Here is a 17300-nt window from a genome sequence, read left to right on the forward strand (position 1 = left end):
CACCAAAAGAAGAAAACGGTAGGCGCAAATAACAAACAACCGACTAAGTAATTTATTTTCTTCCCGTAACCAAGCCGCATTGACGTGAAAGGTACATCATCTGTTTTTTGGAGCCTTATCTGCGTAGTCGTCTTACGTCTTTGCATTCTTTCTCAAGCACCCGCTCCATCCGAAACACCTGAACAACCAAAGAACGAACTGGACCTGATCCACTTTGGGGATCTGATAGACGTTGATTTTGCAGGTACTCTTGAATACGACTGGCGTGGAACACTCACTTCTACCGGAACCCTTGAAGGCTTGGATCAATTGTCAACAATTACTGGATTGTGCCGCTCTGAGAATGACATAGCTGACGAACTGGCACGAATTTATTCAAAAATTCTGCGCGATCCAAAGGTAACGGTCAGGATAGTGGATCGTTCGAATCGAGCCGTGGCTAGACTGGACGGCGCAATTAAGATTCCGATGCGGTTTCGTGTGATGCGTACTGTTCGGCTCAGAGAGTTGATAGTTGCTGCGGGCGGATTGACCGACGATGCTAGCGGCGAGATCACTATTTTGAGACGTCCTGAACTTAATTGTCTAAGTCAGTTAGGAGCTGCATCCAGCGAAAATAGGCCATCAGGCAACGGCCTTCAGGCAATTAACATCTCAATAAGCGAGCTTTTGACAGGCAAAACTTCTGCGGATCCGCTCGTTTTTAGCGGTGATATTATTACCGTCGATAAGGCTTTTCCGATATATGTTATCGGAGCGGTAAATAACCCAAGGCCGATATATTCACGCTCGGGAATGACCTTAACGCGGGCTATTTCGACTGCCGGGGATCTTGCGAAAGGGGCGATCGTTCAAAAGGTGACCATTTTTCGACGTGATAATTCCGAAACGAATATCGTGCAAGTTGACCTCGAAAAAATCAAAAAAGGCGAAATAAATGACGTCGATCTGAAACCTTTTGATATAATAGAGGTCGCATTCAAAGGCCGTGTTCAACGAAAGTATCCGCCGGTTATCGCCGCAAGCGAAAACAAGATCGTGGATAACCAGGATCTGCCGTTGCGGATCATCGATTGAGCTTGGCACGAATGTAATTTGAATAATTGAGTGGCATTTTGGAATTTTGACTTCAAGAGCTGTTCACAGAAAATAACATGGCAAACAAAAATAAAAAACTTGGCCGCACAATGACAGTGGTTCTCTATTTGCTGGTTGTAGGGGCAGTTATTGGTTCGTTGATCTATTTTGAGCAGATCCCGATCTTGTATGTATTGACAACGTTGGCTCTCGTAGTGCTTCTCATTGTAGTTAGTTTCTCCGATCTGGAAAATGTCGGACGAGGCGATGAAGAAGCCGGTTCACGTATGTAATTAAGTTGATGAAAGTGATCCGTATCCTTATTTTAGGGTCTTTTATCCTGTATTGTTTTTCAACTGTTGCCTTTGGCAGTACAAACACCGTTGCGCCAGCCGCTGGGATGGCTGCTCCGGCCAGGTCTGATCTTCAGCGTCTTCGCTGGAAAAGCAAAACGGTCAAGATCGCGATTTCAAGTTCGCTCACACGAACTAGCTCAAACATCAAGTACGACAGCGACGTTGCCGGAGCGATTCGTCGTAGCCTTAAGGCGTGGACGAGTGCGGCTAATGTCGATCTGCAGATAGAATTCTCCGATAAACAAAGTGTAAGCCTAGGCGGGGCTGCTGGCGACGGTATCAGTTTGATAACCATAGCTCAGTCGCCGGAAAATGTCTTGTTCTTTTCCAAGGATGCCGAATCGGTGTCGGCAAAGACGCGCGTGTTTTTTAATCGAAAGGGCTTCATTACCGAGGCCGACATTGTATTAAATCCATTCCAGCAGTTTTCTACCGACGGCACTTTTGGGACATTCGACCTTGAGTCGACGCTGACTCATGAGATCGGTCATCTTTTGGGGCTTCACCATTCTGGAGTTCTTTCTTCAACGATGTCGGAAAGCTTTGCGAAGAACGGAACGATGGGCGTTGCGGATTTAAGCCCACGTACTTTGTCAGAGAGTGACATAGCAGCTATCCGTGAACTTTACGGTTCTCCTGATGAATTGGAGAACTGCTGCGGCGTCATCAGCGGCAAACTTTCTACCGCAGCAGGAAAACCCGGAAAAGGGCTGCAGGTTTGGGCTGAAGAAACGGTCTCAGGTAGAGTGATGGCACAAACCGAAACCTTTGTAGACGGAACTTTTCGTTTAGGTGGACTGCCCGTTGGTGAATACTCGGTTTATTGGAGATCAAACGATCTTTTTGTTGCATCGGTGAGCAGTGAGCTTGGAAACGTAAGCATCGAAGCGGGCGAAAGTAAGGTGCTTAATGAGAAAATCTCGTTGCGTTCGTCTGATGTACTCATCAATTATCTCGGGCTCAATGGACAACTTGCTGATTATGGTATTTCTTTAAAACGGGCCAGAGCTTATGTTGTCAGCATCGGTGGTAAAGATCTCGCCTCGGAGACTTTGAAGCTGAGATCCAGCAGTCCTTACATTAAACTTGTTCGGCTGTCCCCCACTTCTCAGGAATTTAGCGAAGGCATTTACGGAATTAGTTTTATGGTCATGGTCGATCCAGAGATCGAAGCTGGCCAATATAGCATCTTTGTAAATGACAATGGTTCTGAAAGCTCTCTGGTTGGTGCGATTAACATAGAGTAATCTTATAGACCTTTCTTTTACTAATAAAATTACTCCGCTATTTGCGTTTTTGAGCTGGCTGTGGATAATTATGGTTGTTCACCTCCCGGTGAACATAGTCATTGAAAAATGACGAGGGGGCGACGGTGTGGGAGACGGCGCCCCCATTATTTTGTCTTAAAAGCAGACTTGACCTTAACGATAATCAGCGTAAAATTTACCTGTTTCACCGGAATTTGTGTTTTACTTTCTGGGTTGTGTTTTTGTTAAGTTAGACCTTATACGTGTCCTGAGAAACCGCGGGTATTAGACGCTCGGCGGTTTTTGATTTCAGAGGTTATGAAAACAGGCGAGCCGGGATGGTTCAAGAAATGGCTTTTTGACGGAAGCGTTGCCGAGATCGAGGGTCCGGTGGCTCCTGAGGGAAAGCACCACAGCCATCCATGGTGGAAGGTGATGTGCCTGACCGGCGTCGATTATTTTTCGACGCTGGGTTATCAACCGGGCATAGCTTTTCTGGCAGCCGGAGTTTTGTCACCAGTTGCCACGTTTATCCTGATTCTCCTGACTCTTTTTGGAGCACTCCCGATCTACAGTCGCGTTGCCAAGGAAAGCCCTCACGGCGAAGGCTCGATAGCCATGCTCGAAGCCTTGCTTTCGAGATGGAAGGGCAAACTCTTCGTCCTCGTTCTCCTCGGTTTTGTCGCCACAGATTTTGTAATCACCATTACCCTGTCTGCAGCCGACGCAACTGCTCACATACTCGAAAATCCATTTATCCACGAGCATCTGCCGTTTCTCGAACATCCCGTAATAGTAACGTTCGCACTGATCGCTTGTCTCGGCGTCGTTTTTCTCAAGGGTTTTAAGGAAGCAATTGGTATTGCTGTTTTTCTTGTCGCTACCTATATTTTGTTGAATTTGATCGTGCTAGGCGTTGGACTTTACGAAGTTGCGACTCATCCTGAGCTGCTTTCTAACTGGCGTGAGTCGATGTTCACGACAAAAGTGTCGTTCGGTAGTTACAACATCGCAGGACTGGCGGGAATTGTTTTGCTTGCCGTAGTCAGCTTTCCCAAACTAGCGCTAGGTCTGTCTGGTTTTGAAACCGGCGTTGCAGTGATGCCGCTCGTAAAAAGCCCGAATCGCATCGAGAATACTCGCAAACTTTTGATGACTGCGGCGTTGATAATGAGCTTTTTGCTCATTGCTAGTAGCTTTGTTACCAGTTTACTCATTCAAAAAACGGAATTTTGTCCGCGTGTTGATTGTAGTCTTAGCAAGCAAACCCATTCAGTTCCAGAATATTGTGCTTGTACACCAGAGCAGACAGCATCGGGAGTTACGAAAGAGATCGGCAAAGCAAACGGGCGTGCTCTTGCATTTATAGCTCACAAAAAACTGGGCGATTTGTTCGGCACGTTTTATGATCTCAGCACTATCTTGATCCTTTGGTTTGCAGGAGCGTCTGCGATGGCCGGATTGTTGAACATAGTGCCGCGATATTTGCCTCGATACGGCATGGCTCCGGAATGGTCGAGGGCGACGCGTCCGCTTGTGCTGGTATTTACCGTTATCTGTTTTGCCGTAACCTTGCTGTTTGATGCTAATGTTGATGCTCAGGCAGGAGCATACGCGACCGGCGTTCTGGTTTTGATGTCGTCGGCGGCGATCGCCGTTTCTTTATCTGCACGACGGCGTCGAAGCGGTTGGACAGGCGCGTTTTGGCTTATTTCCGCCGTATTTATTTATACGACTGTGGCAAATATCATTGAAAGACCGGATGGCATCAAGATAGCCTCGTTCTTTATATTTGCAATCATTGCGGCATCATTCATATCGAGGGCCATGCGGTCGACTGAGATCCGAATTGATAAGATCGAGCTTGATGAAGCAGCTCAGGCCTTTATAGATGAACTAAATGATGAAGGGGAACTCCGAATCGTGACGAATCGCCGCGAGACGGGCGACATGACCGAGTATCGGTTCAAGGAGCACGAGAAGCGCGTCGACAATCACATTCCTTCATCAGATCCGGTTATTTTTTATGAGATAGAGCCGGGTGATTCGTCTGAGTTTAAAGGGAAACTCTATATTCGCGGTATTGATGTCGAAGGATATAAAATTCTACGAACACAGGCTCCTGCAGTGCCAAATGCCATTGCTGCTTTTCTGCTTTATCTGCGCGATAAGACAGGTAAAATACCACACGTCTATTTTGGTTGGAGTGAGGGCAATCCGATCATGTATTTAGCAAGATATATTTTGTTTGGCGAGGGCGACACGGCACCGGTTACTCGTGAAATATTAAGGCAGGCAGAAGATGATCCTGAAATGCGGCCCAATGTCCATGTAGGTGGTTAATTTACCTGCGAGAACCGTTGTTTGTGCCGTTTCCGTTTCCGGCGTTCACATCAAGAAAACAATTACGGCAGTAAACCGGTCGGCCCTGTGAAGGATAGAAGGGAACTGTGGTTGCGGCAGAGCATTTTGCGCACTCGGCGCGGACCTCGATCTTTTCACGCTTTCCTGTAAGGCGGTTGCTTGCGACAGCCTCCAAACGGCGATTTTTTTCTTTCTTACAATGTTTACAGCGTTTAGGAGGATTGAGGAGACTCTTGTCGTGGAAAAATACTTGTTCGCCGATCGTCCAAATAAAATCCTGGGCACAATCCATGCAGCGAATAGAGACATCTTGGAAATCTTCGGCACCGTTCGAAGTCCCAATTGGAGTTGTATGAAAATCGCCCTCTGACATGACCGATTTACTCCATTCTATCAATGCTCAATTTCAGCAAAATAGAATTTATGTAGTAGATTTACAGTTGAGATCAACCACAAAACACTAGTGTTTTTTTTTCAAAACTGAATAGATTTGACCTTACAACTATCGATATTGAGTGTCAAGACCGTTGAGTGACCAAAAGCAGGTCGCAGTCATTTTTATGAAAATTTTAGTCATCGGCTCAGGCGGACGCGAACATGCCATCTGCCGATCGTTTAAGAAAAATAGCAGCGTCAATCTTTATTGTGCGAACGGAAATGCAGGCATCGCTCAACTGGCAGAGTGTGTGCCAATCATGCCGGATGATATTAACGGCCTTGTCTCTTTTGCGTCACAAAATTTGATTGATCTCGCTTTTGTTGGCGGCGAGACCTCGCTGGCACTTGGTATATGTGATGAGTTTGAAAAACACGGCCTTAAGATAATTGGGCCGTGCAAGCAAGCTGCGCAGCTTGAAGCTAGCAAATCGTTTGCGAAAGACTTCATGTTCCGTCACGGCATTCCCACGGCAAAATACACCGTGGCCCATTCACCGGGCTTCGCAATACTCGAACTTGAAAGCGGCGATTTTGGGAATGAATCTGCGCCCATAGTTGTAAAAGCCGATGGCCTCGCAGCGGGAAAGGGAGTTGTAGTTGCCGGAAATCGAGCAGAGGCGGTTGCTGCGATCAAGAATCTCGAAAATCTGGTCGGTGCTGATGCCGCTGAAAAGATCGTACTCGAAGAATGTCTCGTCGGAAAGGAAGTTTCGCTGTTGATGTTCGTTGACGGAGAAGATTTTGCGCTGATGCCGCCCGTTCGCGATCACAAACGCATCGGCGAAGGCGACACGGGTCCGAATACCGGCGGTATGGGAACGTTTAGCGACGATTCACTGCTTGCCGCAGATCAGTTGCAGGATATAACCGAACGAATCATTCATCCGACTTTGCGAGGCAGCATAAAAGAAGGCTTTCGATTTCGAGGAATCCTCTTTCTCGGGCTGATGATGACAGCCAATGGCCCCAAACTTATCGAATACAATGTCCGATTCGGTGATCCTGAAACTCAATCTATTTTGGTCAGGCTAGAAACGGATCTTGTCGATATTTGCGAAGCGATGCTCGCTGGGAACTTGAATGATCTCGAAATAAAATGGCTTCCAGGCAGTTCTGCATGTATCGTACTTGCCTCAGCAAATTATCCCGCAAAACCTCAAACCGGCGATGTAATAAATGGATTGGACCAACTAGCAGTGATGCCAAATGTCGATATATTTCATGCCGGCACTGCTCTGTCTGCGTCGAGAGAATTTATTACGGCCGGTGGCCGCGTGCTTGGTGTTACTGCGACGGGTGATGATTTAGATCATGCTCTCGCACTAGCTTATTCGGCGGTTGAAAAGATAAGCTGGCCCAATATGCAGTATAGGCGTGATATTGGCAGATAATTATTAGTGTTCGATCGAAGCCAGTTTTTTTTCGAATTCCTCGGCTTCTTTCCGTAGACTATTTTTTCGACAAAACGCCGCAAGTTTTCCATAACGTTCGCTGGGCGAAACTCCGGACATCCAACAGACCTTTGCCATACATTCGGGACATGCATCGATCGGACGGCGATCGGTTTCGCCGAGATGATTAGTTCCGCTCATTACACATTCGTATTTCGTACAGTGCATAAGAGAGAACATATGGCCGGTCTCGTGTATCGCGATCTTCAGTGACCGACGTAAGAAAGTGGCATTATCGGTTTTGTCACTGAGTCGTTTAAGCGACCAAACTCCAACGCGGTCACTCAAACTGGCTTGGCCAAAAACGAAATGCATCGACGAATCAGGAAACAGATCGACAGCAGTGAACGCGATCAACGCCGCGCCGTCTGCGGGCAAGATCGGCTTAAGAAGTTTATCCATTATATACCCCGTCCGTAACTGTTCAGTTTTGGTGACAGGAAGTTGGCGACTGTCATTTTTTACGGTGGGGCGAGTGAGCGGACGAGACGGCATAACCGTGACAGGGAGATCGTAAAAGGCCTTAAGATAGTTGGCCGTTAGATTGATAATTTCCTTTTGACGAACGGTGAATTTGCCGAGCGGCAGAACATAGATCTTTTGTCTTTCGTGTGTTGGTTTGGTCGGGTTGCTATTAAGATACTCTTCGAAGGTTTGCCCCGGCTCACGATGCGAACCAAGCCAGTCGTACTGTTCGGGCGGACGCATGCGCTCGAAAAAAGGCTCGATCTTTTTTATCGCGGCACGAAGTGCGGGATCCTCATTGAGGCCTTGAGCAACAGTCACGTTGCTCACAGGATCAGGCGAGGAACACGCCATGAAAAAAAATAATAGAGCGGAGACTAGTATCCACTTCACGTCAATATTCCTTGACGGTAATCATGTAAGTTTCAAAGTTTCGTTTCATCTCATCTATTGAATCGCCCCCAAATTTCTCACGCATCGCGTTTGCAAGGACAATCGAAAGCATCGTTTCGCCGATCACACCTGCGGCGGGAACGGCGGTGATGTCAGAACGTTCGAACGCGGCGTCGCTGGTTTCTTTGGAGTCGATATCGACAGAACGGAGGGTTTTGCGAAGGGTTGAGATCGGTTTCATGTAACCGCGTACTCGAAGTTCTTCGCCGTTGGTAATGCCGCCTTCGATGCCGCCGGCGCGGTTTGTCTTGCGAACGAATCCGAAGGATGTGGGATGAGGGATGAGGGATGAGGTTGGCGTTTCCTTTTCATCCTTCATCCCTCCTCCCTCATCCTTCCAAAAGATCTCATCATGCACCTCAGAGCCGAGCTTTGCGGCATTGGCTACGCCGGTGCCTATTTCGACGGCTTTGACAGCATGGATCGACATTATCGCTTGGGCAACACGTCCATCCAGCTTGTCGTGCCAGGATGTGTGAGCACCGAGGCCGACAGGAACTCCGCGAGCGACGACCTCAAAAATTCCCCCGAGAGTGTCGCCTTGCGTTTTTGTCTCGTCAATGAGCTTGATCATATCTTTTTGACTGAGTTGGTCGGCGCAATTTAGAGGCGAATCCACAGGAATCGCAGCGATCTCTTCCCAAGTTTTCCAAAGCGGCCCAACCTGCACATGGCCAAGTTTGATAACGTGGCTTTTTATCTCAATGCCGAAGACCGCGAGCAGTTGTTTCGCAATTGCTCCGCAGGCGACGCGAGCGGCCGTTTCTCTGGCCGAGGCGCGTTCCAGAATGTCACGCAGATCGCGAGTTTGATATTTCTGGCCGCCCGCAAGATCGGCATGGCCGGGGCGTGGACGCTTTACGACTCGCGGATTGGTGGGTTCCGTTTCAAGACTCGTCACCGACATCACTTCTTGCCAGTGAATGAAATCTTTGTTTTCGATCGTTAGCGCAATTGGCGAACCGAGAGTTTTTCCATGACGGATGCCAGACAATATTTCGACCGTATCAGTCTCGATCTTCATCCGTCCGCCGCGTCCGTAGCCTTGCTGACGCCGCCAGAGTTCGTGATTGATCGCGCCTATATCAATTGCTAAACCTGCGGGAACGCCTTCAACGATGGCGACAAGCGCCTTGCCGTGCGATTCGCCTGCGGTTGTAAATTTGAAAAACATAAGATGATTTTCACCACAAAGGCACAAAGAACACAAAGGGAAAACAATGTATTAAAGAAACTGTAGAAAAAAGTTGTATCGTTAATTCAAATATTTCTAAGCGATCTTTTCTTTATTTGTGTCTTTGTGGTTAATTTTCTTGCGAAATACGATCAGCCCGATACTCCCTATGATCAGAAGGCCGCCGAGACCTGTTTGCGGCGGCAGAGTTTCACCTATTGTTACTGCTCCGATCACGACAGCGATAAGCGGTGTTACGAGCGAGATCATCATCGCCTTGGTCGATTCGATTTTACTTAAAAGCCAATAATAAAGCCAAAATGCCGCAATTGTGCCAAGTATCGTAAGATAAAGGACACAGATCACAGCACTCCATGTCCAATGGATATTTAGAGGATTGCCTTCGACGGCGAGGCTGTAAATTACTATTAACGGCAAACCGCAGATCATCTGGCCAAAAACAAGTGCGGCAGGGTGAAGTTCTCCGCCTTTTGCTTTTACGAGGATCGATGCCTGTGCAGCGGCATATGAGCCGACAACCACGCCTACGCAGCCGAGAAACGCCATTAGGCTTTGCACGTTGAGTTGATCGTAAAAGATCACGGCAACGCCTACGATGCCCATTAATACCGCAAAGATCTTTAACTTCGTAATTCGCTCATTTGGTAAAAAGATCCACGCGAGTATCAGTCCGAAGACAGTTATCATAGCCTGCAAAACGGCTGCGAGTCCCGATGTGATGTACTGCTCGCTCCAAAAGACCATGCTGTAATTCACCGAAAATTGCAGCACACCTGTCAGAGCGATCAACCGCCACTCTTTAACGGTTTTCGGCATCGGTATCTTTTGCATGCGGATAACGACGAACAAGATCAAAACTGCCAATATGAATCTCACGGCCGCAAAGGTAAGCGGCGGCAGATCGTCGAGGCCAACCTTGATGAATATCCAAGTCGTGCCCCAAATCAAGCAGAGAATGACCCAAGCGAGTATTTTCATTGTTCAGATAGATCAGGCGTGTTCATAAAAGCTGAGAGAGGTCTCGCCTTGTTTTAGGATCCGCCAACGTCGAAGCTGGCCGACTTCGTCGGGCATGTGCTTTTTTGAGTGATGCTCGACAACGAGAACTCCGTCGTCATTTAGCAAAGTTTTGTTATAACCGAATTCATGAACAACGATCGAGTAATCCGAGTCGTAAGGCGGATCAAAAAAAGCTATGTCCCAACCGGTCGTGTGTTCGCGTCCGGTAAAATTCTCGGCATCAAGGGCAAGGATTTCAGTGCTTGATTCGGGAACGTCTAGTTTATCGAGATTTTCTTCTATTAACGCGCAGGACTTTTTTGAACGGTCAACAAATGTCACAAAAGCTGCGCCGCGAGAAAGTGCCTCAATGCCGATCGCACCAGTTCCGGCACATAGATCAAGGAATCGAGTTTCATCATTTATACGCGGAACAAGGATATTGAATAAAGTCTCACGCAGGCGATCCGACGTGGGCCGCGTTTTATTGTCTGCCGGGCTTTTAAGTACGCGGCCGCGATAAAGGCCAGAGATCACTCGCATAAATAGGGATTTTTAACGCAAAGACGTCAAGTGGCAAAGACGCAAAGTTAAGAAGCCATAAAGGTTTTGATCGATCAATCTAATAGATCTTTGCGTCTTTGAACCTTGGCGTCTTTGCATTAAATCCTTCTTCTTACAGTTTAGGGAATCAAATTGGTGTGGGCAAAAGTGTTTAACCGATGCCGCCTAGCCGCATTTTTCTATCCGAGCGGGCGATCTTAGCCATTTTTGATGTTTCGGGTGAAAGTCGTCGTTCGGTGAGGTAATGTTCTGCCTCCTTTCGCGCGGCGACGAGTATGTCGAGGTCGCGGACGATGTTGCCGAGACGGAAATTCTGAATGCCCGACTGCCGCGTTCCAAGTATCTCGCCCTGTCCGCGTATCTCAAGATCTTTTTCGGCGATCTTAAAGCCGTCGGAAGTTGCCTCCATGATGCCAAGACGTTCTTTTGCGACCGCTGTCTTTTTAAAATCAGTCAGCAGCACGCAAAAGCTCTGTTCGGCTCCTCGACCGACACGGCCTCGCAATTGATGAAGCTGCGATAGCCCAAACCGCTCGGCATGTTCGATGACCATCAGCGAAGCATTCGGGACATCCACTCCAACTTCAATGACTGTTGTCGAAACGAGAATATCGAGTTTGCCCGCGACAAAATCGTTCATGATCTCTTCTTTCTCTGCCGGCTTCATCTTCCCGTGAAGCAGCCCGACCGTATATTGCGGAAAAATGCTCGTCCGCAGGTCTTCGTACATGATCGTCGCCGCTTTGAGGTCCATTTTCTCTGATTCTTCGATGAGCGGATAAACGACGTAAACCTGTCTGCCAAGACGCACTTCACGGTCGATGCCTTTATAGACGCCGTGACGTTGGTCCTCACCAAGAACGACAGTTTTTATCGGCGTGCGTCCCGGCGGCAGCTCGTCTATGATCGAAACATCAAGATCGCCGTAAACCGTCATCGCCAGCGAACGCGGTATCGGAGTAGCAGTCATCACAAGCACGTCCGGATTGAATCCCAAAGCCCGCAACTGCGCCCGTTGAAGCACTCCAAAGCGATGCTGCTCATCGATCACAACGAGTCCAAGCCTGTCGAATTTTACGTTGTCCTGAATGATCGCGTGCGTGCCGATCACGAGATTGATTTCACCTGCTGCTAGTGCCTCATAGACTTTACGCTTAGGGGCAGCTTTTGTGCTGCCGGTAAGCAACTCTGCGCGGTAACCGGAGCCTTCAAATATCGTTTTAGCATTTCGAAAATGCTGTTCGGCGAGAATTTCGGTCGGTGCCATTAAGGCCGCTTGATATCCGTTTTCCATCGCTGCGAATATTGCGAGAAAGGCGACGATGGTTTTCCCGCTTCCGACATCACCTTGAATAAGCCGGTTCATCGGTGCGTCAGATTTTAGATCGCTGAATATCTCGCCGATCACTTTTTTCTGAGCATTGGTAAGGGAGAACGGTAATATCTCCTTAAGCCTTTGTTTGGTGACATCTGATATTTCAATGACGGTGCCTTTTGGTTCCTTTTGTCGTTCGCCACGAAGCAATTGCATCGTGAACGACAGCCAGAAAAATTCGTCGAAGATTAGCCTTGTGTGAGCGGCACTGCGAAACATTTCATAATCCGCCGGCGAAGAGTCCACGGGCGGAAAATGAATTTCTGCCAAAGCCTGCGCGCGAGTTATTAGATCTTGACGTTCGAGAAGTTCAGCGGGCAAATTCTCGGCTACCGATACGCGGTCAAGATGTTGTAAGACACTGTGAATAACCTCACGGAGGCGTTTTGTCTGGAACGGCCCGAGTTTGCGATAGATCGGAACCTTGCCGGTATGGATCGTAGCAAGTGCCGGATCACCATCGTCTTCCAACAACTCATCCGTGTCAGAAACCCCTCCGCCTTCTATTATGAGTATAGGCTCTGTTAAACCACCCGCTACCGCAGGTGGTTCCGACTGCAGTATCTCCAATTCCTCCGGTTTGTTTACCATCAACGAAAACGTGTTACGGCGATCGTCCCAATCCCATTTGCCGTGCGCAACAAAGCGCGTTCCGCGTGTAAACCGGTCGTGGTAATAGTTGACGATACGTTCAGCTTGTTTTCCTGAGACAAACCATTTAACGATGACCGGCTTTTGCAGTCGCTGCTCGTCCGCTCCTGTGATCTCAAAAATATAAAGCGGCGGCTGACGCGGCCCGCGATTCTTTCCTACCCGAAGAAAGCCGGAAGTCTTGACGAATATCTCAACCGCGGCTTCGACGTCGCCGGAAAGTTCGCTGATCTGGACGAAATTTGAACGGTCTTCGTACCGGGCAGGAAAGTAATTGAGCAAGTCTTCAACGGTGACTTTGACAGGATCGGTCTTGCCTGCAAAACCCGCGACCGCTATCGCCAATTTTCGGGTCATTGCAGGAGAAAGATTTGCTATAAGCGAGCCGGGAATCTCGACAAGTGGCGTTGATATAGATAATGCCGTTTTCGTCATGGCTGTCGATCAGATCTTCTTTTTGCTCAAACGATAGATCGCCGTGCCGATGAGCACAGACTCCATTGGCATTTCGAGAAATTTCTTGTTTAGCTTTTTGAGGTCCATCAATGATCTGTCGAAGTTATCCGTAAAAAGAATCTCGGCATTTAGTCCGGCACGCTCAAAGGCTGCCAAGAATTCATGGTGTCGTTTCCTGTTCGGAATGCCTCTATTTGAACCCGTCATCTGCCAAAGCCAATCCGGAAAACGCAAGAACACTCCGGGATCGCGATAAGAAAACCAGCAATCGTGAGGGCCAAAATCTACACGGTGAAGCCCTACACCGTTATCCGTCAATATCCGTGCATGCACATCCGCAAATGTATCGATGTCCGTGATGTGCTCGGCGACCTGAAATGAACATATGAGATCATACCTTCGCGACGTTTGAGCGGACTCAAGCGGGTCGCCGATAAGCTCAAGTCTAGCTTTTGAATTTTCGGGAAAATGTTCTGCGTCGATAGTTTTGTTCCACGTTAGATTTGGAAAAAAACGTGCCCAATGTTTCTCGATCTCGCGATACCAACTTTTTGCAGCTTCGCCAAAATAATCCCCAGGAAAGCGGTCGATCACGCAATAGTGATCCGCACCTGCGGCCAATATGCTCAGGCCTGATGTTAGATAATCGCCCGGGCCGATCTCGCAAACGGACTTTCCTTTTAGATCGCCGGAGTATTCGAGTATCAATCCGAGGCTTCCGAAGGCGTAATTAGTCAGGAACTCATCTATGTTCGAATAGGTGGTAGCAGTTTTTGGACGCTTGAGACGCCAGCGACGGAAAGCCGCTGAGCCCATGAGAAAATTCTTTGCTATCTGAACCGCGAGATCTTTAGCAATATTTAATTGTCCCGATCTAGTTCGTTCCATTGGTCACATCTATAGTAAATGGATTGAAGTTTGTTTCGCTGTCGTAGAAATCTTCGTGTTCGGCACGTTTCAGAAAGCTAACAATCTTGTAAGTAAATGGCGTCGCCAAAACTTCCCACAGAACCTTGATGATATAGTTGCCTATCATTACGGTGACAACCTGTTCGTTTGACCATGTTCCCAGAAACGCGATCGGGTAAAAGATCAAGCTATCCACCGCTTCACCTGCGAATGTAGAGCCGATAGTTCGCATCCAAAGGTATTTGCCTGCGGTCAGTATTTTCATCTTTGCCAGCACGAACGAATTTACAAATTCACCCGCCCAGAATCCCAAAAGGGAAGCGAGAACGATGCGCCAAGTCTGTCCAAAGATCAAGCTAACTGCGGCTTGTTGGTCGGCTGACATTGTTGTAGCGGCAGGCAGGCTTGTCACGACATACGACATTAGCGAAGCAAAGATCAACGCAGCAAAACCGGCCCAGATCACCTTTCGCGAACGAGCGTAGCCGTAAACTTCGGTCAAAATATCGCCGAAAAGATAGCTGAGCGGGAAAAATAAGACGCCGGTGCCGTAAATATATTCGCCGATCAAGGGTAGATCTACCGACGATACCTTATGCACTCCGATAAGGTTGGAACACAGCAAAACCGCGACAAATGCCGCCATTATCAGGTCAAAGTAGCGATACTGCCTTGGTGCTGCCATTTCCAGTGGATTGTAACAAAAAAATGGAAGCTGACGCCTGTTTCAGGCCGCTTCCACATTTTTGTTTGAAAAACTAACGATCTCTAGGCGAGTTCTGCAACGTGCCTTGTCAGACGCGATTTATATCTCGCTGCTGTGTTTTTATGAATAATTCCTTTATTTACCGCCTTATCGATCAACGAAACGGTCGGATTCAGCAACTCGGTACTCTCCGATTTGTTATGCGTTGCTAACGATGTACGCAGCTTTTTGATCTGCGTGCGCAATTTGCTGCGGTTGTTGCGGTTGATCTCTTTGCGTCTCGCATTTTGCCTGACGCGCTTTTCTGCTGATTTATGATTAGCCATCTTTATTCAATATCCCGTTAGGACGAACTCAAAATTTTATAGCCTCGGCATGGTTTTGTCAAACGCCGCCGCCGATTCATCAACCCTCAAAGCGATAAGTAACTGAGTGTATCATATCCACAAACAGAGTAATTATGGGCGGATAAAATATAAATTCCGGCTTCAATTCGGCCGAGAACATCATTGGCGAAAGATCGGCAGCAAAGTGGACCTGTGTTCCAATAAGAAAGCCGATGCCGATGCATACAAAAAATCCTCCGATCAGTGCCGCCGCGACGGCATATTGTGAGCGTCGCGGTTCCTGCCGCACATTGCCATCTAAAATGGAGTCGTGGATGCTGTCATCAGATTCTGTATATCGGTCAAATCCCTCGCGAATTCGCCCAATAAGATGAATAATTCCAGCGACGAACAAAGAAACGATCACAATGTTGCCGATCACGCCCGCTTGAGCAAAAAATTGCGGGCGAAGAGCCGTTACGAGCACGGTTGAAAAGAGGAACGAAACCAGTGGGAAAATAGCCCTTTGAAACGCCGTTGATTCGCGGCGTTCCTCTTCCATCATGCGGTCTATAATGTCGTTATAACGCTTTTCATAGACCATTTGCCGCCACCGCAGTGCATGGCGATTGGACGAATTAAAAAGCGAATCTGAAAAGTCGTTGCCGTTACCATTGAACTGCTGCTGCAATATTCGCTGGTCGTATTTTGCACGCTCTTTGGAATTTCCGAGTATTTCCCAGGCTTCTGCGATAGCCGCGAATTTCAGGGCCGTTTCCTCAGAGCCTGTTTTGCTGTCGGGGTGAAGTTTGCGCGCGAGACGGCGATAGGCCGATTTGATCTCGGCCTTTGATGCCTTTGGTGACACTTTCAAAATGTCGTAGTAATTCACCATCGAAGAGGAACTGTTTGGAGAGCAAAATATCCGGCGAAGCGAAGACGATAGTCCTCAAACAACAAAATTATAGCATAATGCGGAGGCCCGCACGTGAGTAAGGGCGAAACACTCAACGTTGAATGTTCCGCCCTTACTCACGTGCAGGCTTTCGCACTTTCCTCAATCGAGATCATCGATCTGAAGGCTAATGGGATAGGATCCGGCCAATTTTACTGCATCCAAAACACTGGCTACGCTGCCGTAATCGAGGGTGCGCGGGGCTTTAATAAAAACGGTGCGCTCGATGCGGTCGTTTGTAGGGCGGTTTGGGTCGTCAGCGAATGACGCTGACACATTGCCGTTAGCTATCCGTTCAGCAAATACGTTTTTAAGGCGGTCGATCAGTTTTGTCGAGTCACTGACGTTTCCCATTTCTGTCTCTTTGTTCAGTTTCAACGAGGAGTCTGCACCGATGAATACAATGAGGGTATCGGGATGTGGAGTGATAGGACCGTCATAAGTTGGTTCTGAAGGAATGCGTGCCTTGAAGCTGCTCGGTTTCAACGGCGCAACCACCATGAAAATAATAAGCAGTACCAGCAAGACATCTATCAGCGGTGTGACGTTTATGTGAGGTGTGTTCATCGGTGTTCTCCTTTTTTGTTCTCTGGAGATTTAGACACCGTTGAATCGAACTTTGTTCCCAATTTCGCTGCGTTTGTGGCCTTGCAGAAATAATTCTGAAAAAAATCGCAGAATCGCGGTTTCTGACACGAGTCTCTTATGTTGACATACGGCCTAATCAGCCCTTTTGCTCACTGAATCTTCGAGTAATTCGTGAAGCAATGTTTGGTATGGAGTGCCTTGTTTTGCTGCAAGTTTGCGTATTCTCGAAAGCAAACTTGGCGCGATCCTGAAAGCTATCAGATGCTTTGCGTTTCCGGTTGACGGACGCCCGATCCTGACTGCTCTTTTCAGCTCCTCGGTAGTTGATTCGGGAATATCCGAAAAATCAATATCACTATCCTTGATATGCTTTGCCCTCTCTTTCAGACGCGCGCCTCGCGCTGATGATACGGGTTGTTTCTTTGCCATTTTTCAAACTCCTTGTTGTATAAACGATCATCAAGATCCTATCGAGCCCCGATCTCGCCAATCGTTTTCGTCTATTCTCAACCTGAGAGTGTTGCCGATCCTCCCAATCAAGTCCATTTTCGTCGTCAAAGGCCGTGACAGCTTCCTAAAACGATACTCCGTGTTTATCAAAGTTCAGTATCGCCTTTCGAATGTCCCAGCTAAACATACATTACTGTATATACACTAAATAGATGGTTTTGTCACTAAAGATCTAAGGATGTTACGCTTTGCACTAACGATGCGAGGGCTTGCGT

General features: G+C 47.9%; 17 protein-coding genes and 1 pseudogene. 5 read left to right on the top strand and 13 right to left on the bottom strand.

The window, feature by feature from the left end; genetic code table 11:
- Nucleotides 1-84: 84 nt before the first annotated feature.
- From IPL32_14235 to IPL32_14250, 4 genes are all read left to right on the top strand, one after another.
- Nucleotides 85-1077 carry an SLBB domain-containing protein gene (locus IPL32_14235; protein ID MBK8466978.1) on the top strand — a complete coding sequence of 331 codons (993 nt, stop codon included), beginning with the start codon at nt 85-87 and terminating at the stop codon, nt 1075-1077.
- Between the two features lie 77 nt (nt 1078-1154).
- Nucleotides 1155-1370, top strand: a complete 216-nt coding sequence (locus IPL32_14240; GenBank protein ID MBK8466979.1) for a hypothetical protein — start codon at nt 1155-1157, stop codon at nt 1368-1370.
- A gap of 8 nt (nt 1371-1378) precedes the next feature.
- Nucleotides 1379-2680, top strand: coding sequence for a matrixin family metalloprotease (locus tag IPL32_14245; GenBank protein ID MBK8466980.1), 1302 nt, complete (start codon nt 1379-1381; stop codon nt 2678-2680).
- A 435-nt stretch (nt 2681-3115) separates the two neighbouring features.
- The gene (locus IPL32_14250; protein ID MBK8466981.1) at nt 3116-5023 is read left to right on the top strand and encodes an APC family permease; all 1908 of its coding nucleotides are present in this window, start codon (nt 3116-3118) and stop codon (nt 5021-5023) included.
- Nucleotide 5024: 1 nt separating this feature from the next.
- Here the strand turns inward: IPL32_14250 and IPL32_14255 are convergent, their stop codons facing one another.
- A complete protein-coding gene (locus tag IPL32_14255) occupies nt 5025-5417 on the bottom strand; it encodes a zinc-ribbon domain containing protein (protein MBK8466982.1) in 393 nt (130 codons plus the stop codon).
- Between the two features lie 187 nt (nt 5418-5604).
- On the opposite strand from IPL32_14255, the gene purD reads away from it, so the two are divergent.
- Entirely contained in the window at nt 5605-6873 is a 1269-nt protein-coding gene (gene purD / locus IPL32_14260) for a phosphoribosylamine--glycine ligase (GenBank protein ID MBK8466983.1), read from the top strand.
- 3 nt (nt 6874-6876) lie between these two features.
- Here the strand turns inward: purD and IPL32_14265 are convergent, their stop codons facing one another.
- From IPL32_14265 to IPL32_14320, 12 genes and pseudogenes are all read right to left on the bottom strand, one after another.
- Complete coding sequence (locus tag IPL32_14265) at nt 6877-7791, bottom strand: hypothetical protein (protein MBK8466984.1); 915 nt, start codon at nt 7789-7791, stop codon at nt 6877-6879.
- 1 nt (nt 7792) lies between these two features.
- A complete protein-coding gene (aroC, locus tag IPL32_14270; GenBank protein MBK8466985.1) occupies nt 7793-9025 on the bottom strand; it encodes a chorismate synthase in 1233 nt (410 codons plus the stop codon).
- Nucleotides 9026-9121: 96 nt separating this feature from the next.
- Entirely contained in the window at nt 9122-10024 is a 903-nt protein-coding gene (locus IPL32_14275; GenBank protein MBK8466986.1) for an EamA family transporter, read from the bottom strand.
- A 12-nt stretch (nt 10025-10036) separates the two neighbouring features.
- The gene (rsmD, locus tag IPL32_14280) at nt 10037-10588 is read right to left on the bottom strand and encodes a 16S rRNA (guanine(966)-N(2))-methyltransferase RsmD (GenBank protein ID MBK8466987.1); all 552 of its coding nucleotides are present in this window, start codon (nt 10586-10588) and stop codon (nt 10037-10039) included.
- 172 nt (nt 10589-10760) lie between these two features.
- Nucleotides 10761-13070, bottom strand: coding sequence for an ATP-dependent DNA helicase RecG (gene recG, locus IPL32_14285; protein MBK8466988.1), 2310 nt, complete (start codon nt 13068-13070; stop codon nt 10761-10763).
- A gap of 9 nt (nt 13071-13079) precedes the next feature.
- The gene (locus IPL32_14290) at nt 13080-13979 is read right to left on the bottom strand and encodes a hypothetical protein (GenBank protein ID MBK8466989.1); all 900 of its coding nucleotides are present in this window, start codon (nt 13977-13979) and stop codon (nt 13080-13082) included.
- Entirely contained in the window at nt 13966-14685 is a 720-nt protein-coding gene (locus tag IPL32_14295; protein MBK8466990.1) for a queuosine precursor transporter, read from the bottom strand. The genes IPL32_14290 and IPL32_14295 overlap by 14 nt, the downstream gene beginning before the upstream one ends.
- A gap of 83 nt (nt 14686-14768) precedes the next feature.
- Nucleotides 14769-15032 carry a 30S ribosomal protein S20 gene (rpsT, locus tag IPL32_14300; protein ID MBK8466991.1) on the bottom strand — a complete coding sequence of 88 codons (264 nt, stop codon included), beginning with the start codon at nt 15030-15032 and terminating at the stop codon, nt 14769-14771.
- 79 nt (nt 15033-15111) lie between these two features.
- Nucleotides 15112-15927: a J domain-containing protein gene (locus tag IPL32_14305; protein ID MBK8466992.1), complete on the bottom strand. Its 816-nt coding sequence runs from the start codon at nt 15925-15927 to the stop codon at nt 15112-15114.
- Nucleotides 15928-16089: 162 nt separating this feature from the next.
- Complete coding sequence (locus tag IPL32_14310) at nt 16090-16554, bottom strand: biopolymer transporter ExbD (GenBank protein MBK8466993.1); 465 nt, start codon at nt 16552-16554, stop codon at nt 16090-16092.
- A 153-nt stretch (nt 16555-16707) separates the two neighbouring features.
- A complete protein-coding gene (locus tag IPL32_14315) occupies nt 16708-17004 on the bottom strand; it encodes a hypothetical protein (protein ID MBK8466994.1) in 297 nt (98 codons plus the stop codon).
- Nucleotides 16931-17146: pseudogene (locus IPL32_14320) on the bottom strand (BrnT family toxin). The gene IPL32_14315 and the pseudogene IPL32_14320 overlap by 74 nt, the downstream one beginning before the upstream one ends.
- Nucleotides 17147-17300 lie beyond the last annotated feature (154 nt).

It is taken from the genome of Chloracidobacterium sp., assembly GCA_016711345.1.
GTDB lineage: Bacteria > Acidobacteriota > Blastocatellia > Pyrinomonadales > Pyrinomonadaceae > OLB17.

Excerpts from the sequence above, each read along its gene's own strand:
- IPL32_14240 (MBK8466979.1), top strand. The coding sequence starts at position 1,155 with ATGGCAAACAAAAATAAAAAACTTGGCCGCACAATGACAGTGGTTCTC.
- IPL32_14245 (MBK8466980.1), top strand. The coding sequence starts at position 1,379 with ATGAAAGTGATCCGTATCCTTATTTTAGGGTCTTTTATCCTGTATTGT.
- IPL32_14250 (MBK8466981.1), top strand. The coding sequence starts at position 3,116 with ATGTGCCTGACCGGCGTCGATTATTTTTCGACGCTGGGTTATCAACCG.
- IPL32_14255 (MBK8466982.1), bottom strand. The coding sequence starts at position 5,417 with ATGTCAGAGGGCGATTTTCATACAACTCCAATTGGGACTTCGAACGGT.
- purD (MBK8466983.1), top strand. The coding sequence starts at position 5,605 with ATGAAAATTTTAGTCATCGGCTCAGGCGGACGCGAACATGCCATCTGC.
- aroC (MBK8466985.1), bottom strand. The coding sequence starts at position 9,025 with ATGTTTTTCAAATTTACAACCGCAGGCGAATCGCACGGCAAGGCGCTT.
- IPL32_14275 (MBK8466986.1), bottom strand. The coding sequence starts at position 10,024 with ATGAAAATACTCGCTTGGGTCATTCTCTGCTTGATTTGGGGCACGACT.
- rsmD (MBK8466987.1), bottom strand. The coding sequence starts at position 10,588 with ATGCGAGTGATCTCTGGCCTTTATCGCGGCCGCGTACTTAAAAGCCCG.
- recG (MBK8466988.1), bottom strand. The coding sequence starts at position 13,070 with ATGACGAAAACGGCATTATCTATATCAACGCCACTTGTCGAGATTCCC.
- IPL32_14290 (MBK8466989.1), bottom strand. The coding sequence starts at position 13,979 with ATGGAACGAACTAGATCGGGACAATTAAATATTGCTAAAGATCTCGCG.
- IPL32_14295 (MBK8466990.1), bottom strand. The coding sequence starts at position 14,685 with ATGGCAGCACCAAGGCAGTATCGCTACTTTGACCTGATAATGGCGGCA.
- rpsT (MBK8466991.1), bottom strand. The coding sequence starts at position 15,032 with ATGGCTAATCATAAATCAGCAGAAAAGCGCGTCAGGCAAAATGCGAGA.
- IPL32_14305 (MBK8466992.1), bottom strand. The coding sequence starts at position 15,927 with ATGGTGAATTACTACGACATTTTGAAAGTGTCACCAAAGGCATCAAAG.
- IPL32_14310 (MBK8466993.1), bottom strand. The coding sequence starts at position 16,554 with ATGAACACACCTCACATAAACGTCACACCGCTGATAGATGTCTTGCTG.
- IPL32_14315 (MBK8466994.1), bottom strand. The coding sequence starts at position 17,004 with ATGGCAAAGAAACAACCCGTATCATCAGCGCGAGGCGCGCGTCTGAAA.